Source organism: Rhodococcus sp. 14-2470-1b (assembly GCF_002259415.1).
In the GTDB taxonomy this organism is placed as follows: Bacteria; Actinomycetota; Actinomycetes; order Mycobacteriales; family Mycobacteriaceae; genus Rhodococcoides.
The window spans coordinates 182,958-208,651 of sequence record NZ_NPFY01000001.1 but is presented as its reverse complement, the minus strand read 5'-3'; the positions used below and the strand labels follow the sequence as shown (position 1 = coordinate 208,651).

Genomic DNA, 25,694 nt, shown 5'->3' with positions numbered 1-25,694 from the left:
CGCGCTACCGTCGGAACATGAGTACCGCGACCAGATCGACAGAGTCCACCGGCGGGTCGTCGCCGCTCGACCTACCCGCCATCGAGACCGCTCCGAAAGCACTGCTGCACGACCATCTCGACGGCGGTCTGCGGCCGCAGACCGTCCTCGAACTCGCCGGGGAATGCGGATACGACGGACTGCCCGAGACAGACGGCCAGGCTCTCGGAGAGTGGTTTCGCACTGCCGCCGACAGCGGTTCGCTCGAGCGGTACCTCGAAACTTTCGCGCACACCGTTGCGGTCATGCAGACACCGGAGGGGTTGTCGCGGGTTGCGCGTGAATGCGCCGAAGATCTCGCCGACGACGGTGTGATCTACGCCGAGGTCCGCTTCGCCCCCGAACAACATCTGGATCGAGGGCTCTCGCTCGACCAGGTCGTCGAGCACGTCCTCGAAGGATTCCGGGCCGGGGAGTCGGCCGCACGGGTGAACGGCAAGAGGATCCGGGTCGGCTGTCTGCTGACGGCCATGCGCCACGCCGCGCGGTCTCGGGAGATCGCCGAGCTGGCGGTGCGATTCCGCGATCGCGGTGTCGTCGGGTTCGACATCGCCGGTGCGGAAGCAGGCTTCCCTCCGAGCCGTCACCTCGACGCGTTCGAGTACATGCGAGCAGCCAACGCGCACTTCACCATCCACGCCGGTGAGGCCTTCGGGCTGCCGTCGATCCAGGAGGCCGTTGCGTTCTGCGGGACGGACCGCCTCGGGCACGGAGTGCGGATCATCGACGACATCGACGTCTCCTCCGACGGCGTCCCGAATCTCGGTCTGCTCGCCGCGTACGTGCGGGACAAGCGGATGCCCCTGGAGCTGTGCCCCAGCTCCAACGTTCAGACGGGTGCAGTCGACAGCCTCGAGAAGCACCCGTTCGATCTGTTGGCCCGGCTGCGTTTCCGCGTCACCGTCAACACCGACAACCGGTTGATGAGCGACACGACCATGTCACGCGAGATGCACAAGCTGGTGACCACGTTCGGATACGGCTGGACTGACCTCGAGCGGTTCACCATCAACGCCATGAAGTCCGCGTTCATCCCGTTCGACGAACGACTCGAGCTGATCGACGACGTCGTCAAACCGGGATACGCGGTACTCGTCGGCTGAACAAGCGCGCCGGACGCACAGATCACTCCTTGCGTAGGCGGGCCTCGAAGTCGCGTTCGAGCGCCCGCCACGCCTCGGCTTCGACGGCGAACGGCGGACTCGGCGCGAGCCTGTTCGGATCCGGCTCGAGGGTGTACGACACGTACCAACCCAAAGGCGTGGAACTGGCGAGCGCTTCCTCCACCGAATCGTCGTCGGCGAAGTCCGCGGCGTCGGTGAACAATTCGACGGCCAGATCCAGCTGGTCGGTATCCACCGAATCCGGACCCTCGGCCAAGTCGTCGGCGAGACCGGGGAGGACGTAGACGTTGTCGTCGGTCACCTCGATCTGCAGTGAGCCGTCGATCGCGGCCGTCTGAACGTCGGCGAACGTGCTGACCTTGGCGAGATCGTGATCGTGATCGTCGGCGAGGTAGCGGGCCAGCGAACGCTCGGACCCGAACACGGTGATGGACCCGGTGCGCCCGAGGAAGATCGGCTCGTCGTCGATGTAGCACCGCAGGGTGTAGTAAGTGTCCTCGGAGGTGATGATGCGCACCGGGTCGATACCGACGCCTGCCCAGAAATCGTCCTCGGCGGCGTGCACGGCAATGGGATCCGGGTCCTCCTCGGTGTCGCTCTCGCCGTCCTCGGTGTCCTCGTCGGTGTCGTCCTCGCTCAGATCGTCGGCGTCGACGATGTTCTCCGCGGCGGCCAGTAGTTCCGCCTCCGCGACGTCGACGGCCTTGGCATCGACGTCGGGTGTGGTGACCACCGAGTCGATGGCGTCGATGATGTCGTCCCAGCTCTTGGCGATGGACGCACCGATGCGGTCCCACAACTTCTGGCCGTCCTTGCCGACGTAGGCGTCGACGCCGAGGCCCACCGAACCCAGGTGGGGGTTGCCGGCGAAGAACGAAGCGACAGAGTTGATCTCGCAGACATCGCCGATGGTCTGAACCATCTCGAAGATGGCGGTGAGCTCGGCTAGGACGTCGGAGTCGGGTTCCTCGGCGACGAGCTCCGGCACACCGACCAGATCGAATCGGTGGAGATCGTCGGGCTCGAGCTCGTTCGCTGCAAGCGAGGACACGACCGTCCACGACGGATGGTCGACGAGGTCGTTGTCGTTGTCGTTCCGGATGAATGCGGCGAGGTGAGCCACGGCTTCGAAGCCGTAGAGGTCCTCCTCGTGCCCGAGGAACGCCTCCCACTCGTCGTCGCCCTCTCGCCACTCCGGAGCCCACAGGGTGACGAAGTCGCCGCGGGTGAGACCAAGTTCGATCGGGATGATGTCGCCAGCCATGGCCGGAAGCCTATCTCAGGTCTCTGAGAGGGAACTTTGCATCCTGTCCACGATCGCCGCGCGACGTTCGAGAGCTTCCCGTGCCGCGTCGGAGGACAGTTCGACGATTGCCTTTTCGAGGTCCCGGGCCGACTCCCCCCTGAGGTCGGATGCCAGTTCCAGCGCAGTCATCGCACCGCTGCCGTCGACGGTGACCGACACGTTCCCGTCCTCGGTGCGGCGTGTGACCTGCAGCGATGCCAGCGCCTCCGACGCGCCGTGCAGGGTGTCCAGAGCGCGCTCCGCGCGTGCCACGAGCATGTCGATTCGATCGGTCACAGTGGTGTCATCCACGACGACGGTGGCTGCTCGGCCCCCATCAGTTCGTTCTCCGCGTCCGCGACGGCGGATGCGGTAGGCAGACCCAGCATGTCGAGGACGTCTTTGTCCATCCCCGACTGTTCGAGAAGTGTTCTCCGTTCGGCACGCGCACGTTCGGTTGCGCGCTTGCAGAGATCGAGGACCGTGGCAGCCAATTCTGCACCGCCGTAGCGGAGTTCGCCCGGATCGATCTGGATCGACACGGGCGTGCCGGACTCGGACGCTCGGACCCGTACCGAGTTGTCGCGGGTTGCCGACTGCGCGATCATCACCTCGCCCACCATCTCGTTCGTCATTCGGTCGGCCTGTAGAAGCCCTTGAAGCCCATACCGGCGTTGGTCGTTCTGATCTCACCGACCTGAACCGGATCACCCGCCTCGACGAGTTGGCCGTTGCCGATCACCATCGCGACGTGCCCGTCCCATATCGCCAGATCGCCGGGCATCAGCTCGTCCTGACCGACCTGGGTGCCGACGTTCTGTTCCTGCGCCAGCCGCGGAAGCTCCACACCCTGTTCTCCGTATGCCCACTGGGTCAGCCCGCTGCAGTCGAGGCCCTGCCCGGGGGACGTGCCTCCCCACACGTACGGGGTGCCCTGCTGAGTCAGAGCACTTCTGACTGCGCCCGCGGCTTGTTCGTTGGGCGCAGTCGCGACGCTGCCGTCGGGGAGGGCGACCTGAACGCCGCGGCCGGGTGCACCGGTGTCCGCTGTCGTGCGGTCCGGAGTTCCGGTGTACATCGACATGCCCGACGGGGGAGACGATGCCGCCGGAGCCGCGGACGGTGAGATGGGCGAGGACGGCGCGTCGGGCATCGAGGGCGCCGACGCGGAGACGGTGCGAAGAAAGTTCTGACCGAACTGGCTGCCTGGATCGGATACAGGTGCCGAGGCCGTCACGGTCCTGACCGGGGTCGGGGCGGGGGAGCCGGCGGCGGACGTAGTTCCGGCGGGCTCGGGAACCGGCGGAGGCGCCGCGTACGCGCCGATCTCCGCTGCGTGTCCGGCGAGTTCGGCGCGCACACGTGCGACGACGGCGAGGGCACGCTGCAGATGATCGATGGCTGCACCGATCAGCATGGTCGACCCGGCCGGAGTGAACAGCACGGGGGCTGCAGTGGTGGCCACGGCGACGAAGGACTGCAGGATGCCCTGAAGCTCGACCAGACCCGCTTGAACCTTGTCGCACGCGCGGTCCACGACGGCCGCGATCTCGTCACCGTGCTCGGACAACCCGACCGCGCTCGTCTGCGCCCGTCCGGCGAGGTCGAGCGCCGCCGTCGCGGCCGGACCACTCCACGTGGTAGCCAACTCGCCGATGGCGGACCGTCCGACGCTCTGGACGGAGTCGAGAACCCGGGACGACGATCTCAGCACATCCGCCGGGCCGCCCGCGGGAATCACCCCTGACCCGAACGCGCCCAGCAGATCCGTGATCGGTCTCGCCAGCAGGTCGATCACGCCAGACTCGCAGCCGTCGACGCATCGGTGATGTCGTACCCAGCGGCCGACGTGGACGCAGCAACCCCGATGCTCGCGACGGTGCCGGCCAACCGGGAGACCGCGGCGGTATGGGCGCTGTGCACCGCGGTGAACGCGGCGAGGAATTCCGTCCCGATCACGCCGAACACGGGTGCGAGCACGGCCGGACCCGTCGCGGCCGTGGCGGCGGCCGCGACGGCGACCTCTCCCGCCATGGACCCCGCCGTCGACGAGAACGCGTGTATCCCCGCTGCCACTGCCGAAATCTCTGTCACCGGTTCCCCCAGGTTGCTCGAGCCGCTCGATCCACGCAGGGAAATCCCTACATCTATCTTCGACGCAACCGAGGCCCGATCGGTTCCCACAATTATCCTTGGATCCATGGAAACTCACGTGGTCGAACATCCACTGGCCGCAGCACTGCTCACGAGGATGCGCGACGAGCGCAGCGACAACGCAACCTTCCGATCCGCACTTCGCCAACTCACCCACATGTTGGTCTACGAAGCCACTCGCGACGCGGCGATCGAGACCTTCGATGTCAAGACGCCGGTCGCCGTCACCAGTGGCACTCGGCTCAGCAAGCCGCCGCTGCTCGTTCCCGTCCTCCGCGCCGGACTCGGGATGGTCGAGAAGGCGAGTGGTCTCATCCCGCAGTCCCGCGTCGGTTTCGTCGGGATGGCGCGTGACGAGCAGACGCACCAGCCGGTGCCGTACATGGAATCACTGCCCGACGACCTGTCGACGACGCCCGTGTACGTGCTCGACCCCATGCTGGCTACCGGCGGGTCCATGGTTCACACGATCGAACTGCTCGTCGAGCGAGGTGCAGCCGACGTGACGTGCATCTGTGTCGTTGCCGCGCCGGAGGGCGTGGCGGCGTTGGAGGCGTCGGGACTGCCGGTGCGACTGGTCGCCGCGAGTATCGACGACGGTCTGAACGAGGACGCCTTCATCGTTCCCGGTCTCGGCGACGCCGGTGACCGTCAGTTCGGTCCACGCTGAACGTCTCGCTGGTCCTCGGGGTCACCTGGCCTGCGCAGGAGGGTGACCCTCGGTTGCGTGTGCTGGACGTCGAGTCGCGTGAGGTGAGAACGGTCGATCTGCGCGGTGGGCATCTCGGGTTCTTCGCGCTCGGTGCCCAACGGTGGTGCACCGGGCGCGTGGCGTTCGGGCCGGCGCCCGGATATGTGCCGTGCCCGGAGCAACGTCCCGTGGACAGCGGTAGTCAGTGCGAGGAATGCGAGTCGAAGGATCCGTTCCGGTTCGTGCACACCGTCCACCGCGGAGGATTCGTGTCGAAAGATCTCGAACCTCATGTGATGCAGCCGCATTGGTTGTACATTGCGACGTTCGCCAATGCGGTGCACAAGGTCGGTACCGCAGCGGATACCAGGAAATGGGGCAGGCTCGCCGAGCAGGGAGCGGTCTGCGCCGAGTACGTGGCACGGGCCGAAAACGGGAAAGTCGTGCGGGTGCTCGAAGATCGCGTCACCGAGCGACTCCAGATTCGCCAAGCCGTCCGGTCGTCGGCGAAGGCCGCGGCTCTGGCACTTCCCGTCGACACTGCGCGGTTGGGTGCTGCTACGGCGTCATTGGCGACGGCGGTGCGCGAGGACCTCGCTCCGGTGTCCGAAGACTCCGGGTACCGCGTCGTGACCGAAGCGTGGGAAGTGGCTGGGTTTCGCGACCTAGCCTCCGGGAACAGGCTCGCCTACCCCGGCGACCTCACGAGCGGCCCGCACGGATTCTCCGTGAATGCCTGCATCGGTCAAACGGCCATCGTGGAGATCACCACGTCGACCACGGGACGAGACGCCGACGACGAGACGTCGTACGTGGTGGATCTGCACGCACTGAAGGGGCGCCGAATCAAGTTCGGCGACTACACATCCGACCTTCCCGCCGTCCAGACCGCACTGTTCTAGGTCACAGGTTCTGCGCGAAGGCCCTCAGTTCGTCGAGCGTCGCCTCCGCCCGGACTCGTGCATCCGCCAGTCCCTCGGGGGAGTCGACGGGTTCGACGACCTCGAGGTACGCCTTCACCTTGGGCTCCGTCCCGGACGGGCGAACGATGACGCGTACGCCTTGTCCGGCGAGCTCCACCGCGTCGGTGCGCAGCGAGCCTGCATTCTGAAGGAAGTCCGTGACGGTGACTGCACGAGAAGCCAATTCGGTCGGCGGGTCGTGCCTGAGTTCCTCCATCATCCGAGAGATTCGATCGGTGTCCTCGACTCGCGTGGACACCTGTGCGCCTGCGTGCACCCCGAACTCGACCGCCAGATCGTCGAGTGCGTCCAGCGGCGTCCGTCCGTTCTGTTTCAGTGTCGCGACGAGATCCGCGAGCATCACGGCTGCGGAGATGCCGTCCTTGTCGTTGACCGACTGCGGGTCCACGCAGTGGCCGATCGCTTCCTCGTAGGCGTACACCAAGCCATCGCCCGCACGGACGAGCCACTTGAACCCGGTGAGGGTCCGTGCGTAGCGCGCCCCCCGGGCGGGCGCGAGCGCCGACAGCAACTGTGAGGAGACGATGGTGTTGGCCACCAACGAGTTCGCAGGTGCGCTGCGCAGTATGTGCTCCGCGAGCAGTGCGCCCGTCTCGTCTCCGCTGAGCATGCGCCATCCGTTCGGGCCGGGGATCCCGATCGCGCAGCGATCTGCATCCGGATCCAGTGCGATCGCCAGATCTGCCTCGATCTCGTGGGCCAGTGCGAGCACGGCATCGGCGGCGCCCGGCTCCTCCGGGTTGGGGAAGGTCACCGTCGGAAATTCCGGGTCGGGGTCGAATTGGCTTGTCACCACTGATATGTCGCGGAATCCGGCACTGCGGAGCGCCGCGATCGCGACCTCGCCGCCGACGCCGTGCATCGGCGTCAGTGCGATGCGGATGCCGCGTTCGGTCGAACGTGCCAGGGGCGCCATCGTGTCGAGGTAGCGCGCGGTGATGTCCGAGCCACCCGAGAGGACGATGGTCCGTGGGACGTCGACGGCTCGGCCGACTGCGGCGATCTCCGCCTCGATTTCCTTGTCGGCCGGTGGAATCAGCTGAGCGCCCCCGCCGAGGTAGACCTTGTACCCGTTGTCCGCAGCGGGATTGTGCGACGCCGTGATCTGGACGCCCAACTCCGCGTTCAGGGCTCGCACTGCGAACGCGAGGACGGGCGTCGGCAGTGGCCGGGGGAGCAGGACGACGTCGAACCCCTGTGCAGCGAAGATTTCCGCGGCCGCTGTCGCGAAAGAGTCGGAACCGTGCCGCGCATCACGCCCGACGACGACCGTGCTTCCGCCGAGCTTCTGCACGCGCAGCCACGCTGCGATTCCGGCGGACGTGCGGGTGACGACCGCGACGTTCATGCCGTTGGGGCCTGCGCGCACTGCACCTCGTAGTCCTGCGGTGCCGAAACTCAGTGGGCCCGAAAATCGTTTCGTGAGTTCGCTTTCCGAAAGCTCGGCCAGCTCCTCCCGGGTGGCGGGGTCCGGATCGGCGTCGATCCACGCCGCGACCTGCGCCTGAAGGTCGGAGGTCACAGTGCGCCGACCAGGCGGTGCAGCAGCTCGCCCATTCGCTCCGCCGACGCCTTCCCGGCTTCGAGTACTTCTTTGTGATCGAGGTGCTCGCCGGTCATTCCGGCCGCAAGGTTGGTCACGAGCGACACGCCGAGGACACGGGCGCCGAGCGCACGTGCGGCAATGGTCTCGTGCACCGTCGACATACCGACCAGGTCTGCACCGAGCACCCGCAGCATCCTGATCTCGGCGGGAGTCTCGTAGTGCGGGCCGGGCAGGCCCGCGTAGACACCCTCCTCCAGGGTCGGATCGATCTCACGGGCCAGTTCACGCAGATCGGACGAGTAAGCATCGACGAGGTCGACGAACTCGGCGCCGATCAGTGGGGATCGCGCCGTCAAATTGAGGTGATCGGAGATCAGCACGGGCTGCCCGACGCTCATGCCCTCGCGGATTCCGCCCGCGGCGTTGGTGAGTACCACCGTGCCGACACCCGTCGCGATGGCCGAGCGAATCGGGTGGACGACCCGGCGAAGCTCGTGGCCCTCGTACGCGTGGGTGCGTCCCTGCAGCAGCAGGGTGTCGGTGTCGCCGACCTTCACGGATGTGATGGTGCCCGAATGCCCGGACGCCGACGGCGGGGCGAACCCGGGGAGGTCACTCATCGAGACCGTGGCGGTCGGTTCGCCGAATCGGTCTGCTGCGGCCTGCCACCCGGAGCCGAGCACGATCGCGACCGAATGCGACGTGACGCCGGTCGCGTCGGCGATGGCCTGCGCGGCGGTAGCGGCTGCACCGGTCGGGTCGATTGTCGGGTCTGCAGTGCTGGTGTTCGAGTCAGAAGTTCCCACGGTTGACCACCCTAGGAGATAGGTGTCCCACGGTTCTTGGACCATCGCATGTTACCGATGGGTAGGATCGCCGCATGCCATATCTCGAGCGCAACGGTGACGTCCACATTCTCTTCCTCGGCGACCAAGACGGTCCAGAGAACAACGAGAACCGCTTCCATCCCGACTGGATCGACCGTGTGCATGCCCTGCTCGACGAGGTGGAGGCCGTGGAGGGCCCGGCAGCATTGGTGACGACGGCGACCGGCAAGTTCTTCACCAACGGACTCGACACCGACTGGCTGTTCGCGAACCTCGACAAGATCACGTCCTATCTCGACCGAGTCCACACGCTCTACACGCGGCTGCTGACCTTCCCGATGACGACGATCGCCGCGGTGCAGGGCCATGCCTTCGGGGCAGGCGCCATGCTGGCCACCGCACACGATTTCCGGATCGTACGGGCCGACCGAGGGTTCTACTGCCTTCCGGAGGTGAACCTGAACATGCCTTTCACGGTCGGCATGTCGGCGCTGATCAACGGCCGGTTGCCGAAGCAGACCGCGGTCGAGGCCATGACGACAGGACGACGCTACGGAGGTGCCGACGCGGTCGCGGCAGGGATCGCCGACGCCGCCGTCGACGAGGATCAGGTGCTGGCCGCTGCGGTCGAGCGGGCAGTGGCGTCGACGAGCACGCGCGGGAAGAACCTGGCGGGGATCAAGGCAGGGATCCACGCCGACGTTCTCGCGGCGTTGAATATTCCGACGGGCGAGAGCAACTTCAGCTTCGGAAACCAGTAGTGACAGACTGGTGCGGTGATCGATGAGACCGACAGCGGTGTCCAACGCGCCGCACCAGAGCTGCTCGCGCTGTCGCATTCGATTCATTCCGAACCCGAACTCGCCTTCGAGGAGCATCGAAGCGTCGCCAAACTGACCGATCTGCTCGCCGGCCACCAATTCGAGATCGAACGCGGTGTGGCCGATCTCCCCACTGCGTTCACGGCGACGTTCGGCAGCGGTGATCTGGTGATCGGGATCTGCGCCGAGTACGACGCACTCCCGGAGATCGGCCATGCGTGCGGGCACAACATCATCGCCGCAGCCGCAGCGGGTGCAGCGGTGGCACTTGCCCCGCTCGCCGAGAGGCTCGGCATCACCGTGCGTCTCCTCGGCACGCCCGCCGAGGAGAGTGGCGGCGGCAAGGTTCTGATGCTCGAACGCGGGGTGTTCGACGGTGTCGGGGCAGCGCTGATGGTGCACCCAGGCCCCTTCGACATCGTCGGGGCGACGTCGTTGGCGCTGTCCGACGTCGCGGTGACGTACACCGGACGCGCAGCCCACGCGTCGGCTGCACCGGAGTGGGGAATCAACGCGGGAGACGCCGTCACCGTCGCGCAGGTCGCCGTCGGTCTTCTGCGGCAACACTTGTCGCCGGGGCAGCAACTGCACGGCATCGTCGGCGACGGCGGGCTGGCGCCCAACATCGTTCCCGGCCACGCCGAGCTTCTGTACTACCTGCGGGCGACGACGTCGGAATCGCTTGCGGCACTGACAAGCAAAGCTTTCGCCTGCTTCGAGGCGGGAGCCGTCGCCACGGGATGCACTCACGAGATCCGCACCGTGTCGCCGACCTACGAGGAACTGACCCCCGATCCGTGGTTGGTCGCGCAGTTCCGGCGCGAGACCGAAGCGATCGGACGTTCACCATTGGCACCTGAACTGGAAGGATTCCGCCCGCTGGGCAGCACCGACATGGGAAATGTGACAAATGTTCTGCCGGGGATCCACCCGGTCATCGGCTTGGATTCGGCAGGTGCGGTGACGCATCAACCGGAGTTCGCGGCAGCCTGCATCACCGAGTCGGCGGATACCGCGGTGTTGGACGGCGCGCGGTTGCTCGCGCGAACGGCCGTGCGCGCGGCACAGGACCCGGCTGTTCGCGATCGCCTGCTCGACGGTGTGGAAGCGCGGGCAAGCAGATGACGACGACGTCGACCGACGATCGGTTCGCCCTCGTCGACACATGGATCCTCGACCACACCGACGAGCTGTCGGAGTGGCGTCGTCACATTCACGCCAACCCCGAGCTCGCTCGCCAGGAGTTCGCCACCACCGCGTTCGTCGTCCAGAAGCTCGAAGCCGCCGGCCTGAGCCCGAAGCTTCTGCCGGGCGGAACCGGACTGACGTGCGACATCGGACCCAGCGGCCCTCGCGTCGCGCTGCGCGCGGACATGGATGCGCTGCCGCTGCAGGAATTCACGGGGGCGTCGTACAGCTCGACGGTGCCCGGCGTGTCCCACGCCTGCGGACACGACGCCCACACCACAGTTCTTCTCGGCACGGCCCTGGCGTTGGCGTCCCTGCCGGACCTGCCGTTCGGAGTCAGGTTGATCTTCCAGCCCGCCGAAGAGGTCATGCCCGGTGGTGCTCTCGACGTCGTCGCGGCAGGTGGTCTCGACGGTGTGTCCAAGATCTTCGCACTGCATTGTGATCCGAGGCTCGAGGTCGGCAAGGTGGGAGTGCGCGTCGGCGCCATCACGTCGGCGGCGGACACCGTCGAACTACGCCTGGACTCTCCTGGCGGTCATACGTCCCGACCGCACTTGACGGCAGATCTGGTGCACGCGCTCGGAACCGTCATCACAGGGCTGCCCGGGATGCTCAGCCGGAGGATCGACCCGCGGACGAGCACAGTGATGGTGTGGGGCGCGGTGGTCGCAGGTCAGGCACCGAACGCGATCCCTCAAACCGGCATGCTCACCGGAACCGTCCGTACCGGTGACCACGAGACCTGGGCGCTGCTCGAGCCTCTCGTGACGGAAATCGTGGCGGGCTTGCTCGCCCCGACAGGCGTCCGATTCGAACTGAACTACCGGCGCGGGGTTCCGCCCGTGGTCAACGGACCCGAGGTGACGCGAACGTTCGAGAACGCCATCCGCAGGCTCGGGCAGACGGCACTCGCGGACACGCCTCAGTCCGGCGGAGGCGAGGATTTCTCCTGGTACCTGGAGGACATTCCAGGTGCCATGGCCAGGCTGGGAGTGTGGTCCGGCTCCGGACCTCAGCTCGACATTCACCAGCCGACGTTCGATCTCGACGAGCGCGCCCTCGCGGTGGGCGTCAAGGTGCTGACCGGAATCGCCCTCGACCCCCACTGACGTGAGCTAGGGGGTGCCGGGGCCGACGTTCCGGCTGTTCCGAGTGCGGAGGTCTCGGACGTACTCGGCAGGCGCCCCGGCGATTTCCGCGGCCTCGGCCATGACACCGAGGTAGCGTGCCGACGGCAGACCACCCTCGTAGGCGTCGAGAACGTAGAGCCACGCGAGCACCGGCCCGTCCGCGGTGTCGACACGCAAGCGAACCTTGCGGTGGATGCCGAGCTCCGAACCCTCCCACCTGTCCAGGCTCTGCTCGTCCTCGTCGGACACGTCGTAGAGCACGACGAAGACCTTCTCGTCTGGGTCGGGTGCAACGGTGGCCAGCGCACCTTCCCAGCCGATATCGCCGCCCCCGAACGTCAGGCGCCACCCGTGCAACCATCCTGTTCCGGACAGCGGGGAGTGTGGGCAACGCTGCAACATCTGCTCCGGATGCATGTTCGATCCGTAGGCGGCATAGATTGGCACGTCGGCCAGCCTAAACCGTCGGCGCGCAGTCGGTCGCGGGCCGACCCCGGATCACGGCGTTCGTGCTGGTCGAGGCGAAGTGAAGTAATCCTTACCGCTGCATGACGCGCGTCACTGGAATAGCCTCGACGTCAGCAACGAGGCTCCCCCAATCTCCAGAAAGAGGATCAATGACGACGCGGATCGTGATCATCGGTGGCGGACCCGCTGGGTACGAGGCAGCACTGGTGGCGGCGCAGCACGGGGGAACGGTGACGCTCGTCGACGCGGACGGAATCGGCGGCGCGTGTGTCCTGTGGGATTGTGTGCCGTCGAAGACGTTCATCGCGTCGACCGGCATCAGAACGGAGATGCGGCGCGCGAGCGATCTCGGCATCGCCCTCGACCCGTCGCAGGCGGCGATCGCTCTGCCGCAGATTCACGAGCGTGTGAAGTCGCTCGCGCAGGCGCAGTCTGCGGACATCGCCGCCCGCGTGCGATCGGTGGGTGTCGAGCTCATCTCGGGTCGGGGCGAGCTGATCGACTCGAAAGTGGGAATGGCTGCGCATCAGATTCGCGCGACGCTCGCCGACGGGTCCGAGCGGATCCTCGACGCCGACGTCGTACTCATCTCGACGGGAGCGAGCCCGCGCATCCTGAAGGGCGCCGAGCCCGACGGTGAGCGCATTCTCAACTGGCGCCAGCTCTACGATCTCGACGCACTTCCCGAGCATCTGATCGTCGTCGGATCCGGTGTGACCGGTGCCGAGTTCGTGTCGGCGTACACGGAGATGGGCGTGAAGGTCACCGCCGTGTCCAGCCGCGATCGTGTGTTGCCGCACGAGGACGAGGATGCAGCCCTGGTACTCGAGGACGCGTTCAACGAGCGCGGCGTCACCCTCGTCAAGCATGCCCGCGCAGATTCGGTGGAGCGCACCGACAACGGTGTCGTCGTGAAACTGGCCGACGGGCGCACGGTCGAGGGATCGCACGCGCTGATGACGGTCGGTTCGGTCCCCAACACCTCCGGGCTGGGGCTGGAGAACGTGGGGATCGAGCTCGACAAGGGTGGTTACCTGCGCGTCGATCGCGTCTCTCGCACATCCGTTGCCGGTATCTACGCCGCAGGTGACTGCACCGGATTGCTGCCGCTGGCCTCGGTCGCGGCAATGCAGGGCCGCATCGCGATGTACCACGCTCTCGGGGAGGGCGTCACCCCGATCAAGCTGAAAACCGTTGCATCGGCGGTGTTCACGCGTCCGGAGATCGCGTCGGTGGGCGTCAGTCAGTCCTCGATCGACAAGGGTGAGGTGCCGGCCCGGACTGTCATGCTTCCCCTGGCGACCAACCCCCGGGCCAAGATGTCCGGCCTCAAGCGAGGTTTCGTCAAGATCTTCTGCCGCCCCGCGACGGGTGTGGTCATCGGCGGCGTCGTAGTCGCCCCGACAGCATCGGAACTGATCCTGCCGATCGCGATGGCCGTGCAGAACAACCTGTCCGTGGGTGATCTTGCCGCGACGTTCTCGGTGTACCCGTCGCTGACGGGATCGATCACCGAAGCTGCTCGTCAACTCATGCGGCACGACGACCTGGACTAGTTCTCGTCTCGAGATGTGAGATTCATATTTCATATCTTGAATTGTCATGACATAGTGGAGGAGCCGACCACCATACGGCTCCTTCACACCCCAGTCGATCCTCGGGTTCTTCACACACATCCGACACTGGGAGATGTCATGACTGCTACCTTTCCGGCCCTGGCCCATCGACTCGACTCCGTGCACAGTTCCGCCATACGTGATCTCCTCGCGCTCACCGCGCGAGGCGACGTGATCAGCATGGCGGGCGGACTTCCGGCCACGGAATTCGTTCCGTTGCAGAGGATTCGCGAGGCCGCGCACGACGTTCTAATTGAGACCGCGTCGGTTCAGTACGGCGAGACATCCGGCGTCCGCGACCTCCGAGGCATCGTTGCCGCCCGGGAATCGGACGCGATCGGGCGAAGGGTCGACGCCTCCGAGGTCGTCATCACACACGGTTCGCAACAGGCCCTGACCCTGGTCGCGCAAGCAGTGGTCGACCCGGGCTCAGTCGTCGTCGTGGACGAACCCGCTTATACCGGTGCGCTGCAGGTCTTCTCGATTGCCGGTGCCGACATTCGTGCGGTTCCGATCGACGACGACGGCATGGACGTCACCGCGCTGGAACTGTTGTTGGCAGACGGGCTTCGTCCTGCCCTCGTCCATACCGTCAGCAACTTCCACAATCCGCGCGGAGTGACGATGTCGTCCGATCGTCGACGCGCACTTGCCGAGCTGGCCGAACGATACGGTTTCTGGATTCTCGAGGACGACCCGTACGGGGAGATCTGGTTCGACTCGCAGCCCCCTGCACCGATCGCGTCGTACTCGGACCGCGTCATCAGACTGTCCAGTGCGTCGAAAATTCTTGCGCCTGCGCTGAGGGTGGGATGGATGATCGCGCCGAGACCCGTGTGCGACGCCGTCGAGTTGCTCAAGCAGGGCGCGGATCTGTGCGGATCGACGATGACGCAGCAGATGACGGCACGGTTGCTGGCCGACTCGCCGTGGCTGACTGCACACCTGGCCACGTTGAGGGCCGAGTACGGCAGCCGCGCATCCGCATTGCATCGTGCTCTCACCACCACGTTCGGTGACGCCATGTCGGTGTCGCCTGCGGACGGCGGCATGTTCGTGTGGGCGACGCTGAACGACGGTACCGACGCGACGGCTCTGCTTCCGCGCGCACTCGACCACGGCGTCGCGTTCGTCCCGGGTAGGGCTTTCGCCGACGACCCGGCGTACGAAAACGCCATGCGGTTGTGCTTCGCCAGCGCCGAACCCGACGTTCTACGCGAGGCCGTGCGCAGGTTGGCGTCGGCTCACGCGCTGTCGTAGGTACGCTCGACTGCTCGATTCCACCTGGCGTACATCTCGTCACGGACGGTGGGATCGAGGTCGGGTTCCCACGTCTTGTCGTCGGACCAGTTCGCACGTATGTCGTCTTCGCCGCTCCAGTAGTCGACGGCGAGTCCGGCAGCGTACGCGGCGCCGAGTGCGGTGGTTTCGTTGACGACGGGGCGCACCACGGGAACGCCGAGTATGTCGGACTGGAACTGCATCAGAAGTTCGTTGACGACCATCCCTCCGTCGACCTTGAGTGTGGTCAGTTCCACGTCGGAGTCGGCGCGCATCGCGTCGATCACTTCCCTGGTCTGAAACGCTGTGGCTTCCAATGCTGCTCGTGCGATGTGGCCCTTGTTGGCGAATCTGGTCAGTCCCGAGATCACGCCGCGGGCGTCGGGGCGCCAGCGCGGCGCGAACAGCCCGGAGAACGCGGGCACGAAGTAGACGCCGCCGTTGTCCTCGACGGTGCCCGCCAGGTCTTCGATGTCCTTCGCGTTCTTGATGATTCCGAGGTTGTCACGTAGCCACTGGACGAGCGAACCGGTGACGGCCACGGAACCCTCCAAGGCGTAGACGGTGTCCTTGTCTCCCAGTTTGTAACAGACGGTGGTGAGAAGTCCGTGCTCACTGCGGACGGGTGTGGTTCCGGTGTTGAGCAGCAGGAAGTTTCCGGTTCCGTAGGTGTTCTTCGCTTCACCGGGTTCGAGGCACGCCTGGCCGAACGTGGCGGCTTGCTGGTCGCCGAGGATGCCGGCGATCGGTACTCCGGCAAGCACTCCTTTCGGGCGTACCTCGCCGTAGATTTCCGAGGAGGTGCGGATCTCCGGGAGCATCGAGACGGGAATGTCGAAGTCTGCGCAGATGTCCTCGCGCCACTGCAACGTCTCGAGATCCATCAGCAACGTGCGTGAGGCGTTGGTGACGTCGGTGACGTGGATTCCGCCGTCGGTCCCTCCGGTCAGGTTCCACAGGACCCAGGAATCCATCGTGCCGAAGCACAACTCACCGGCCTCGGCGCGCTCACGTACGCCGTCGACGTTGTCCAGGATCCACCGAATCTTCGGACCGGCGAAGTACGTGGAGAGGGGAAGGCCGGTGATGTGCTGGTACCGGTCCGTTCCCATGTCGCCGGCCAGCCGGGTGCACAGTTCGTCCGTGCGGGTGTCCTGCCACACGATCGCGTTGTACACCGGCTTTCCTGTTGTCCGGTCCCACACCAGCGTCGTCTCACGCTGATTGGTGATGCCCACCGCGGCGATGTCCTCGGCCTTCACATCGGCGTTGCCGAGCGCAGCGCCGACCACCTCACGTACGTTGACCCAGATTTCCTCGGCGTCGTGTTCGACCCAGCCCGCCCGCGGAAAGATCTGCTCGTGTTCCTTCTGCGCGGAGCCCACAGGCTTCCCGTCGTGGCCGAAGATGATGCACCGGCTCGAGGTCGTTCCTTGATCGATCGATGCGATGAAGGTGTCCGAGGTCACGTCTCTCCTTACGTAGTGCACATGCACGGGGCGGGTACTCGCCTCGAACGGTAGCCTTGATTCGGCGCCGACAGACGGACAAACGAACCATCCACGTGGGGAGCGAGCTCTTGAGCAACCGATCGAACACCACCTTCCTTGGCCCGCAGGCACGTGAAGATGCATGGCAAGCGCTCGGTTCGGAACAGTTCGACGTGGTCGTGGTCGGCGGTGGCGTCGTCGGTGCCGGCGCTGCACTCGACGCCGCGACGCGAGGTCTGAAGGTGGCGCTCGTCGAAGCACGCGACTTCGCGTCCGGCACGTCGAGTCGATCGTCGAAGATGTTCCATGGTGGCCTTCGCTACTTGGAGCAGCTCGAGTTCGGCCTGGTGCGCGAGGCGCTGCACGAGCGTGAGCTGTCGCTGTCGACGCTGGCGCCGCACTTGGTGAAGCCTCTCGAATTCCTCTTTCCGCTGACCCATCGTGTGTGGGAACGACCGTACATCGCAGCCGGGATCTTCCTCTACGACACCATGGGCGGTGCCAAATCCGTTCCGGCGCAAAAGCATCTGACTCGCTCCGGTGCGTTACGGATGGCTCCGGGCATGAAGCGCAAGTCCTTGATCGGTGGGATTCGCTACTACGACACCGTCGTCGACGACGCACGGCACACCATGAGCGTCGCGCGCACCGCAGCTCACTACGGCGCCGTCGTGCGTACGTCCACCCAGGTCGTGGGCTTCCTGCGCGAAGCCGACCGAGTGTCCGGTGTGCGCGTGCGTGATTCGGAGAACGGTGCGACGACGGAGGTGCGTGGCCACGTCGTCATCAACGCCACCGGGGTGTGGACCGACGAGATCCAGGCGTTGTCCTCGCAACGAGGACGCTTCCGCGTGCGCGCGTCGAAGGGCGTGCACATCGTGGTTCCGCGCGACCGTATCGTCAGCGAGGCAGCGATCATTCTGCGCACGGAGAAGTCCGTGCTGTTCATCATTCCGTGGGGCGCACACTGGATCATCGGTACGACGGACACGGACTGGAAGCTCGACCTGGCGCACCCGGCAGCAACCAAAGCGGACATCGACTACATCCTCGGCGAGGTCAACTCGGTGCTGGTCACTCCGTTGACGCACGAGGACATCGACGGTGTCTACGCCGGTCTTCGTCCGCTGCTGGCAGGGGAGAGCGACGAGACCTCGAAGCTGTCCCGTGAGCATGCGGTCGCGCGCGTCGCGCCCGGGCTCGTCGCGATCGCTGGCGGAAAATACACGACGTATCGCGTCATGGCGGAGGACGCCGTGGACCTCGCCGCCGACGACATCCCGGCGCGGGTCGCGTCGTCGATCACCGAGAAGGTGCCTCTGGTCGGCGCCGACGGATACTTCGCTCTCGTCAACCAGACCCATCACCTCGCGGAGATGTACGGACTCCATCCGTACCGGGTGACGCATCTGCTGGACCGCTACGGCTCCTTGATCGACGAGGTGCTCGAACTGGCCAAGGACAAGCCGGAACTGCTGCAGCCGATCACCGATGCGCCCAGTTACCTCCAGGTCGAGGCCGTGTACGCGGCGGCAGCGGAGGGGGCACTTCATCTCGAGGACATCCTGTCGCGGCGAACGCGTATCTCCATCGAGTACTCGCACCGCGGCGTCAACTGCGCAGGTCAGGTCGCCGCACTCGTCGCACCTATCCTCGGTTGGGACGACGCAACCGTGGACCGTGAGGTGGAGACCTACACCGCTCGCGTCGAAGCCGAGGTCAAGTCTCAGATGCAGCCCGACGACGAATCGGCCGACGCCCTGCGCGTCGTAGCTCCGGAGGCGCGCCAGGAAATTCTGGAGCCGGTACAGCCGCTGACGAAGTGACCCAAGACCACTCCGCGGTCACGTTGGCGACATACCAAGCCGCAGCCAGGGTCTACCAAGAGCGGACGAATCGCGACAGACCCGAAATCATCGACCTGGTACAGAAGATGATCGACGTGATCGGTTTCGGGCACGTGCTCGAGGTGGGCAGCGGACCGGGATGGGATGCGTCGCTGATGGAGTCGATGGGCGTCCAAGTCGACAGGACCGACGGCGCCCAGGCTTTCGTCGACATGATGCGAAGCCAAGGCGTGTCGGCCAAAAAGCTCAATGTAGTGGTCGACGACCTCGACGGAGTGTTCGACGCAGTGTTCGCCAATGCTGTTCTGCTTCATCTCAGCCGCACTGAGCTGGGTTTTGTGATGGAACGATTACGCGCAGCCGTCCGGCCGGGTGGAGCGCTGGCCTTCACGGTGAAGGAAGGCGACGGTGATGGTTGGAGCACAGCGAAGCTCGGGTTGCCCCGACACTTCACATATTGGCGCGAGTCATCCCTTCGGAAGGTCTTGAACGAGTCAGGATGGACTGTCGTGTCCCTCGATCACATCGGCGAAGGCGATGAACAGCCGTGGCTGTTCGTGTTGGCTCGAAACTGACCGAGTTCGAGCGTCCTCACCAGACGCCCGCTGGTGTTTCCGCGGGTGTGCCGCGGCGCTGGTCCGGGGTCTGAACGAGGCTCCGGGGCGCACGGGATGCCACGGCTCCGGATACCGCCATCACTGCCACAGTGAGAATTGCCAAGAAGATCATGACTCGATGGTGAGAGTCGAACCTGTGGATCAGCTGGGACGAGGCTGGCAATACGGGCACGAATAGATCTGGCGCTCCTCGAGCGGATTGTCTCCCAACAACCCGAATTCGACGGTGGTGCTGCATCGTCTGCACGGCTTGTTCTCTCGTCCGTACACCCAGAAGTGGCGCCCCGCTCGGCGGTCACCGGTGGTGACCCGTTGGTTGCGGTCCTTGTTGGCCATGATGGTGCGGAAGGAGAGGTCGACGAATTTGGCGATGCTGCCTGCGTCCTTCACTGGTGTGCGCGGATCGACGCCGCGAAGAAAACAGATTTCGTTGCGGTAGACGTTGCCGAGCCCGGCCAGGTTGCGTTGGTCGAGGAGAGCGAGCCCGATGGGGCGTTCGGGATCCGATTCCAGGTTCCGTACGGCCAGCGCAGCGTCCCAATCCGGTCCGAGGAGATCCGGCCCGAGGTACCCGACGGCGTCGTTCGCGTCTTCGACGATATCGAGCACACCCAGTTCGAAGCCGACGGCCTGTGATCGATCGGTGGTCAGGATGATGCGAGCTTGAAACGCCGGACGACGCCACCGCTGGCCCGATTCGTAGACCTGCCAGGTTCCCTCCATCTTGAGGTGACTGTGGATCCAATGGTCGTCGACCCCGATCAGCAGGTGCTTACCTCGTGACTGCACCGAGTGCACAGTCTGTCCGGTGAAATCGACTGTGGCGTAGCGCGGAACACGGATGTCGCAACCGGTGAGTTCCTTGCCTTCCAGTGCAGCGCGCAATCTGTTGGCCGACCGGTAGACGGTATCGCCTTCGGGCACGTCAGTTCCTCAGCCGTAGGCCACGAGGTGTGGCGGAAAAACCTGCTTCGGTCAGCATTCGGGAGAAGCCGGTGCCATGGATATCCTGCCCGTCGACACGTTCGACGAGCAATTTGTCCACCCCGCCGCGTTTGACGACCCCGGCGAGCGCACCCGCGGCGGCTGCTGTCACCGCATCGTCGTCGGAGAAAGTGAGAACGGTTTTGCCACCGCGCTCGACGTACAACGCTAGCTCGCCCTCGTGCAGAACGACCAGCGCACCTGCTTTGCGACCAGGGCGATGGCCCGGTCCATCTTCTCCTGTGTCCCGTTTGGGCCATGTCAGGGCCGCGCCGTACGGGTTGGCAGGGTCGCAGGCGGCGAGCACCAGCGCGCCTGTCTTTTCTCGCTCCTCGTAACTGCGCAGTCGGTCCACCACCTCGGACGTCGAGAACTGAGCACCACCGAGGGTGTCCACGAAGTAACCGCGCCTGCTACGGCCGGAGTCCTCGAACGTGGTCAGCACCTTGTACATCGTCGCGAATCCCCCGGGCACACCTTCGTTCATGACCGCACCTCGAGTGACGACGCCGTATCGCTCGAGCAGAACGTCCGCGGTGGCGTGCGCTCGAACGGTCGCATCGGGTTCGATTTCGGGGATGCGGGACCACCGGCCGCCCGCAGTGGGCGGACCGGTGCGGGTCGGTAACGACGGCCGCTCGAACCGTCGGTACGACCGCAACCGTGGGGTCCTCCGTGGGGAGCGATGGCTCGGGGCTGCTCGTGTCGTCGAGTTGAGCAGTGCCCGCAGCGGCGCGAACGTGTCGTTACCGATTCGACCCGCCCACACCAACTCCCAGAGCGCCGCGTGCAGACTGTCGTCGTCCGTGCTTCCGACGGTGTCGGAGAGTTGCCGGAAGAAGTACGCGCCACCGGCCGCGACGGCGTCGAGAACCGAGATCTGCAGTTCGGAAAGATCCGATTCCGCAGGAGGGGCCAAGGTGAGGGGAGCGGTGTCCGCCATGTGCAGGCACACCCATCCGTCCTTGGACGTGATCGACCCGTGGCCGGACCACAGAACCTCACCGGTCGAGGTCAATTCGTCGAGCATCGCGGGTGAATAGTCCCGAACACGGGACGACAGGACCAGCGACTCCCACGCCGACGCGGGAATGGGTACTCCGGCCAACTGTTCGACGACCGTCGCGACACCGTCTATGCCGGACAGCTGCCTGCTCTGCACGTGTTGCCAGGCGGGCAGGAAACGTCCGAGCGTGGCGGTGGCGACGGGTTCGACTTCCTGCCGGGCCGCGGCGAGGGATCGCCGACGCAAGCGACGCAGGACCTCGGCGTCGCACCACTCCGACCCTGATCTGTCCGGACGGAACTCACCTTCGATGATCCGCTTGTCGGCGGCGAGGCCCGCCAGAGATGCTCGAGCGACAGCGATTCCAAGGCCGAACCTCTCGGCGAGGTCGTCGACGGAGAACGGGCCGTGGGTGCGCGCATACCGGCTGACCAGGTCGGTCAGGGGGTCGTCGACCGGTTCGATGAACGCTGCGGGCGTCCCGATGGGAAGGGGCACACCGAGTGCATCGCGCAGCCTGCTGGCGTCCTCGATAGCCACCCACCAGGACGTGCCGGCGAACGTGACCTCCATGGCGCGCTTGGCGGAGACCAACTCCGCCAACCACATCGGCGATTCCTCGCCGTCCGTTCGGGCAGCCACCTCGTCGGTGGTCAGCGGCCCGAGCATCCTGACGAGGTCTGCGACACCCTCGATGTCCTTGGCATGACGGTCCTCGGCGAGGCGCTGCAGCTCCAGTTCCGTCGTCTCGATGACGGCCTGATCCAGAAGCTCACGCAGCTCGACACGTCCGAGCAGTTCCGCGAGCAGCGTCGAGTCGAGCGACAGAGCTTGGGCACGGCGTTCCGCGAGGGGGCTGTCGCCCTCGTACATGAACGCGCCGACGTAGTTGAACAGCAACGAGTTCGCGAACGGTGACGGGGTAGGGGTCTCGATCTCGACGATGCGAATCTGGCGCCGGCCGATCTGCGCGAGGATGTCCTCGAGCGCAGGCAGGTCGTAGACGTCCTGCAGGCACTCACGGACCGTCTCGAGCAGAATGGGGAACGTCGGGTACTTCCGCGCTACATCGAGCAGTTGCGCCGACCGTTGCCGTTGCTGCCACAGCGGTGCGCGTTTGCCGGGATTACGGCGCGGGAGCAACAGTGCACGAGCGGCGCATTCGCGGAAGCGTGATGCGAAGAGCGCCGATCCACCGACCTGCTCGGTGACGACGTCGGCGATCTCGTCTTTCTCGAACACGAACAGATCCGCGCCGGGCGGCGTGTCCTCGGTATCGGGGAGCCGGACGATGATGCCGTCGTCGGACGCAGTGGGTGCCGCGTCGATTCCGTATCTCTCGATCAGCCGTGCTCCGATCGCCAGCGCCCACGGTGCGTGCACTTGCTGCCCGTAGGTCGAGTGCAGCACCAGACGCCAGTCTCCGAGCTCGTCCCGGAACCGCTCCACGATCATCGTTCGGTCGGTGGGCAACTGACCGGTCGCTTCCTTCTGATCGTCCAGCAATGCAACGAGATTGGTCACGGCGTTGGGGTCGAGGCCGTCACCGGCGAGACGCTGTTCGAGATTTTCTCGCTCGGACGTACTACGCAGGAACTCGCCCAGGGCGCGGCCCAGCTCGGCGGGACGCCCGAGTCCGTCGCCGTGCCAGAACGGCAGTCGTCCGGGTTGACCGTACGCAGGGCTGACGAGTACCCGATCATGTGTGATCTCTTCTATCCGCCAACTGGTCGCGCCGAGCGCGAACACGTCCCCGACGCGAGACTCGTACACCATCTCTTCGTCGAGTTCGCCGACACGCGAGGCTTTTTCACCCACCATGTACACCGTGAACAACCCACGGTCCGGGATGGAGCCACCGGAAGTGACCGCGAGGCGTTGTGCACCCGGCCTGCCCGTCAGCGTGTTCGCGTCACGGTCCCACACGAGGCGAGGGCGAAGTTCGGCGAACTCGTCCGACGGGTACCGACCGGACAACAGGTCGAGGGTCGACTCGTACGCAGACCTGGGCAGTGTTGCGAAGCTCCCGGTCCGACGCACCGCGTCGTACCAGTCGTGAGCATCGATGGGCTCGAGCGCGCACGCTGCCACCGTCTGCTGGGCCAGAATGTCCAGCGGATTCGCAGGAACGAACAAAGCCTCGATCTTGCCCGTCGTCATCCGCTCGACCGTCACCGCGCAATGAATCAAGTCGGTTCGGTGCTTGGGGAACAGCACTCCCTTGGAGATCTCACCTACCTGGTGGCCTGCACGCCCCACGCGCTGCAGACCGCTCGCGACCGAGGGCGGTGCTTCGACCTGGATGACCAGATCGACCGCGCCCATGTCGATTCCGAGCTCGAGGCTGCTGGTCGCCACGACGCATCGCAGGCGTCCGGTCTTCAGATCGTCCTCGATGAGGGCGCGCTGATCCTTGCTCACGCTGCCGTGATGTGCGCGCGCCAGCAGTGGTTCGGCACCGTGGCCCACGTCGCTGGAGCTACCGATGAGCGACGCGGGGCCGTGGGCGGTGTCGACCCCGTCGCCGAGACGTTCGGCATAGATCTCGTTGAGACGAGCGGTGAGACGCTCGGCCAGGCGTCGGGAATTGGCGAACACGATGCACGACTTGTGGTCGAGAACCAAGTCCACGACCTTCTCCTCGACGTGCGGCCAGATCGATCCGTGCTGCGGCGCAGCCGAGGCATCACCTTCCGCTGTCTCCACGACACCCAGTTCCGTCATGTCCTCGACCGGGACCTGAACCGTGAGATCGAACGTCTTCGGTGACGGGGGAGCAACGATCTCGATGGGGGCTGCGCCGGTGAGGAACCGTCCCACCTCCTCGTGGGGTCGCACCGTCGCCGACAGCCCGATCCGTTGCGCGGGTGTGCCGAGCAGCAGATCCAGGCGCTCCAGGGACAGTGCGAGGTGCGAGCCACGTTTGCTGCCGGCCACCGCATGGACCTCGTCGACGATGACCGTCTCGACCGAGTCGAGCGATTCCCTGGCCGCGGAGGTGAGCATCAGGAACAAAGACTCCGGGGTCGTGATCAAGATGTCCGGGGGAGTCTTCAGCATGGCCCGACGATCTGCCTGACTGGTGTCGCCGGAGCGGACTCCGACCGAGATGTCCGGTGGTTCGAGGCCGAGTCGTTTGGCCGTCTGCGTCACCCCGACGAGTGGTGCGCGGAGGTTTCTCTCGACGTCGACCGCCAACGCTTTGAGCGGCGAGATGTACAGAACTGTCGTCTTCCGCTCCGCGGGCACCTCACGGACCGTGAGTCGATCGATGGACCAGAGGAACGCGGACAGGGTCTTACCCGAACCGGTGGGAGCGACGACCAGAGTGTGCCGACCACTGGAAATGGCCTCCCATGCACCAGCCTGTGCCGACGTGGGGGCGTCGAATGCGCCGGTGAACCACTCCTGAGTGGCGGGAGAGAACTTGGCCAGCGCCGGGTCCACCTGCTGCGCGTTAGTTTTCTTGCCGGCCATCCCACCATGATGCCCCGAGGTACCGACAAACAATCACAGGTGTAGGACCGTCGTCTCGTGGGTACGGGATACCGATGACCGACGACCAAGAGATCATGCAGAAGATTTCCGCAAAGCTCGACGCTCGTCTCGGTGAGAAGACGAACGGCCTGCAGAACGAAGTCCCGCCGGGTTCCAGCATTCAACGCGACGACGAGGACGGTGAGCGGGGCCCACTCGGCCGTGATTACCACCTGGCCAGCAAGTACGCGCAGGCCTTCGCGATCGGCGAGCCCCAACTGGTGGACCGCGACGAATTCGATCGGCTCGTCGCCGAGTACGGCTGACCGCTCACTCGGGCCACGTCGGCCACCACACAGCGTTCTCACAACTACACAGCGTTCTCCCAACCACACAGCGTCCTCACAACACCGCCGTGTGTTCACAACCGTCATGACGGTTGTGAACACACGGCGGTGTTGTGTCCACGTGCGGCCACCCTCGCCGTCAGGTCACGATACGAGACCGATTCCCCCGTTACGGCACGATTGCCTTTAGTATTCGTTGGACCGACTCGGGGAGTGGAGTTCTTCAATTGTTGACCGTGTTCATCGTGTGTTTCGTCGTGGGCGTCGTCGGACTGGTCGGAACGTTCACCGTCGGCGAGTACTCGGATCTCGGTGACAGTCACGGCGACGGTGTGCCGTTCCTGTCGCTGACGACGATCGCGACGGCGCTGTTCGGTTTCGGCGCGGCAGGATGGATTTCGGCGCTCACCGAACTACCCGATCCGATTGCAGCTCTCGTCGGCATCGCGGTGGCGGCGGGTCTCGTGATCGTGACGCGAGGGCTGTTCGTTCCGTACATGATTCGGCAGCAGGACAATTCGCACATCGGGCGAGCGTCGTACATCGGGCTGCTCGGCACCGTCACGCTGGACGTCACGGCGGACGGATGGGGCGAGGTGTCGTTCGCGGACGGTGAAGGCAATCGCGTCGGCGCACGGGCTGTCAGTTCGGGCAAGGTAGCACTTCTGCGAGGTGTCACCGTCTACATCGCCGATGTGGACGACACCTATCTCCACGTCGTGGCCGTCGACGACGTCGTGGACGGTCGATGATCGGAAAGACCTGCACGG

The 25,694-nt window shown here is 65.5% G+C and carries 24 protein-coding genes; 12 read left to right on the top strand and 12 right to left on the bottom strand.

From position 1 onward, the window contains the following. Positions 1-17: 17 nt before the first annotated feature. Positions 18-1,142, top strand: a complete 1,125-nt coding sequence (locus CH293_RS00985; protein WP_094719093.1) for an adenosine deaminase — start codon at positions 18-20, stop codon at positions 1,140-1,142. Between the two features lie 22 nt (positions 1,143-1,164). Here CH293_RS00985 and CH293_RS00980 read toward each other — a convergent pair whose 3' ends face one another. From CH293_RS00980 to CH293_RS00960, 5 genes are read right to left on the bottom strand one after another with little or no spacing between them, the layout of a single operon-like run. Continuing rightward, positions 1,165-2,427: a primosomal protein gene (locus CH293_RS00980; protein WP_094719092.1), complete on the bottom strand. Its 1,263-nt coding sequence runs from the start codon at positions 2,425-2,427 to the stop codon at positions 1,165-1,167. A 15-nt stretch (positions 2,428-2,442) separates the two neighbouring features. Continuing rightward, positions 2,443-2,745 carry a YbaB/EbfC family nucleoid-associated protein gene (locus CH293_RS00975; RefSeq protein WP_241483822.1) on the bottom strand — a complete coding sequence of 101 codons (303 nt, stop codon included), beginning with the start codon at positions 2,743-2,745 and terminating at the stop codon, positions 2,443-2,445. Beyond that, on the bottom strand, positions 2,742-3,083 hold the full coding sequence (locus CH293_RS00970; protein WP_094719091.1) for a hypothetical protein: 342 nt from the start codon (positions 3,081-3,083) through the stop codon (positions 2,742-2,744). Before CH293_RS00970 ends, CH293_RS00975 begins: the two co-directional genes overlap by 4 nt. Then, the gene (locus CH293_RS00965) at positions 3,080-4,246 is read right to left on the bottom strand and encodes a C40 family peptidase (protein WP_094719090.1); all 1,167 of its coding nucleotides are present in this window, start codon (positions 4,244-4,246) and stop codon (positions 3,080-3,082) included. Before CH293_RS00965 ends, CH293_RS00970 begins: the two co-directional genes overlap by 4 nt. Continuing rightward, entirely contained in the window at positions 4,243-4,542 is a 300-nt protein-coding gene (locus CH293_RS00960; protein WP_176459860.1) for a type VII secretion target, read from the bottom strand. The genes CH293_RS00965 and CH293_RS00960 overlap by 4 nt, the downstream gene beginning before the upstream one ends. 106 nt (positions 4,543-4,648) lie before the next feature. Here CH293_RS00960 and upp point away from each other — a divergent pair, with 106 nt between their 5' ends. Together upp and CH293_RS00945 are read left to right on the top strand one after the other, a co-directional pair. Continuing rightward, the gene (upp, locus tag CH293_RS00955; protein ID WP_026347964.1) at positions 4,649-5,272 is read left to right on the top strand and encodes a uracil phosphoribosyltransferase; all 624 of its coding nucleotides are present in this window, start codon (positions 4,649-4,651) and stop codon (positions 5,270-5,272) included. A 59-nt stretch (positions 5,273-5,331) separates the two neighbouring features. Then, positions 5,332-6,195 carry a DUF2797 domain-containing protein gene (locus tag CH293_RS00945; RefSeq protein WP_255122646.1) on the top strand — a complete coding sequence of 288 codons (864 nt, stop codon included), beginning with the start codon at positions 5,332-5,334 and terminating at the stop codon, positions 6,193-6,195. 1 nt (position 6,196) lies between these two features. Here CH293_RS00945 and CH293_RS00940 read toward each other — a convergent pair whose 3' ends face one another. Both CH293_RS00940 and CH293_RS00935 read right to left on the bottom strand, forming a co-directional pair. After that, the gene (locus CH293_RS00940) at positions 6,197-7,798 is read right to left on the bottom strand and encodes a phospho-sugar mutase (protein ID WP_094719089.1); all 1,602 of its coding nucleotides are present in this window, start codon (positions 7,796-7,798) and stop codon (positions 6,197-6,199) included. Beyond that, complete coding sequence (locus CH293_RS00935) at positions 7,795-8,628, bottom strand: purine-nucleoside phosphorylase (RefSeq protein WP_037111528.1); 834 nt, start codon at positions 8,626-8,628, stop codon at positions 7,795-7,797. Before CH293_RS00935 ends, CH293_RS00940 begins: the two co-directional genes overlap by 4 nt. A 74-nt stretch (positions 8,629-8,702) precedes the next feature. On the opposite strand from CH293_RS00935, the gene CH293_RS00930 reads away from it, so the two are divergent. The 3 genes from CH293_RS00930 to CH293_RS00920 are packed head-to-tail and all read left to right on the top strand — an operon-like array spanning position 8,703 to position 11,770. Beyond that, positions 8,703-9,410 (top strand): enoyl-CoA hydratase-related protein, encoded by a 708-nt coding sequence (locus tag CH293_RS00930; RefSeq protein ID WP_094719088.1) that lies wholly within the window; start codon positions 8,703-8,705, stop codon positions 9,408-9,410. 15 nt (positions 9,411-9,425) lie between these two features. Then, positions 9,426-10,595, top strand: coding sequence for a M20 family metallopeptidase (locus tag CH293_RS00925; protein WP_094719087.1), 1,170 nt, complete (start codon positions 9,426-9,428; stop codon positions 10,593-10,595). Next, entirely contained in the window at positions 10,592-11,770 is a 1,179-nt protein-coding gene (locus CH293_RS00920) for a M20 family metallopeptidase (RefSeq protein WP_094719086.1), read from the top strand. Before CH293_RS00925 ends, CH293_RS00920 begins: the two co-directional genes overlap by 4 nt. A gap of 6 nt (positions 11,771-11,776) precedes the next feature. Here the strand turns inward: CH293_RS00920 and CH293_RS00915 are convergent, their stop codons facing one another. After that, positions 11,777-12,238, bottom strand: a complete 462-nt coding sequence (locus tag CH293_RS00915; protein ID WP_037111231.1) for a gamma-glutamylcyclotransferase — start codon at positions 12,236-12,238, stop codon at positions 11,777-11,779. Between the two features lie 170 nt (positions 12,239-12,408). Between CH293_RS00915 and CH293_RS00910 the strand changes: the two genes are divergently transcribed. Together CH293_RS00910 and CH293_RS00905 are read left to right on the top strand one after the other, a co-directional pair. After that, positions 12,409-13,815, top strand: coding sequence for an NAD(P)H-quinone dehydrogenase (locus CH293_RS00910; RefSeq protein ID WP_094719085.1), 1,407 nt, complete (start codon positions 12,409-12,411; stop codon positions 13,813-13,815). Positions 13,816-13,953: 138 nt separating this feature from the next. Further along, positions 13,954-15,135 carry a PLP-dependent aminotransferase family protein gene (locus tag CH293_RS00905; RefSeq protein WP_094719084.1) on the top strand — a complete coding sequence of 394 codons (1,182 nt, stop codon included), beginning with the start codon at positions 13,954-13,956 and terminating at the stop codon, positions 15,133-15,135. Here the strand turns inward: CH293_RS00905 and glpK are convergent. Further along, positions 15,120-16,625 carry a glycerol kinase GlpK gene (glpK, locus tag CH293_RS00900; protein ID WP_037111227.1) on the bottom strand — a complete coding sequence of 502 codons (1,506 nt, stop codon included), beginning with the start codon at positions 16,623-16,625 and terminating at the stop codon, positions 15,120-15,122. The genes CH293_RS00905 and glpK overlap by 16 nt on opposite strands. 110 nt (positions 16,626-16,735) lie before the next feature. Here glpK and CH293_RS00895 point away from each other — a divergent pair, with 110 nt between their 5' ends. Together CH293_RS00895 and CH293_RS00890 are read left to right on the top strand one after the other, a co-directional pair. After that, the gene (locus CH293_RS00895) at positions 16,736-18,472 is read left to right on the top strand and encodes a glycerol-3-phosphate dehydrogenase/oxidase (RefSeq protein ID WP_037111526.1); all 1,737 of its coding nucleotides are present in this window, start codon (positions 16,736-16,738) and stop codon (positions 18,470-18,472) included. Further along, positions 18,469-19,068, top strand: coding sequence for a class I SAM-dependent methyltransferase (locus CH293_RS00890; RefSeq protein ID WP_052059323.1), 600 nt, complete (start codon positions 18,469-18,471; stop codon positions 19,066-19,068). Before CH293_RS00895 ends, CH293_RS00890 begins: the two co-directional genes overlap by 4 nt. Positions 19,069-19,084: 16 nt before the next feature. On the opposite strand, the gene CH293_RS28045 is transcribed toward CH293_RS00890, so the two are convergent. From CH293_RS28045 to CH293_RS00880, 3 genes are read right to left on the bottom strand one after another with little or no spacing between them, the layout of a single operon-like run. Beyond that, the gene (locus tag CH293_RS28045; protein ID WP_170945120.1) at positions 19,085-19,222 is read right to left on the bottom strand and encodes a hypothetical protein; all 138 of its coding nucleotides are present in this window, start codon (positions 19,220-19,222) and stop codon (positions 19,085-19,087) included. Between the two features lie 29 nt (positions 19,223-19,251). Further along, on the bottom strand, positions 19,252-20,034 hold the full coding sequence (locus CH293_RS00885) for a DNA-formamidopyrimidine glycosylase family protein (RefSeq protein WP_037111226.1): 783 nt from the start codon (positions 20,032-20,034) through the stop codon (positions 19,252-19,254). 1 nt (position 20,035) lies between these two features. After that, on the bottom strand, positions 20,036-24,577 hold the full coding sequence (locus CH293_RS00880; RefSeq protein ID WP_094719083.1) for an ATP-dependent helicase: 4,542 nt from the start codon (positions 24,575-24,577) through the stop codon (positions 20,036-20,038). A 74-nt stretch (positions 24,578-24,651) separates the two neighbouring features. On the opposite strand from CH293_RS00880, the gene CH293_RS00875 reads away from it, so the two are divergent. After that, on the top strand, positions 24,652-24,903 hold the full coding sequence (locus tag CH293_RS00875; protein ID WP_019666186.1) for a hypothetical protein: 252 nt from the start codon (positions 24,652-24,654) through the stop codon (positions 24,901-24,903). Positions 24,904-25,160: 257 nt separating this feature from the next. After that, a complete protein-coding gene (locus tag CH293_RS00870) occupies positions 25,161-25,676 on the top strand; it encodes a hypothetical protein (RefSeq protein WP_255122645.1) in 516 nt (171 codons plus the stop codon). Positions 25,677-25,694: the final 18 nt, after the last annotated feature.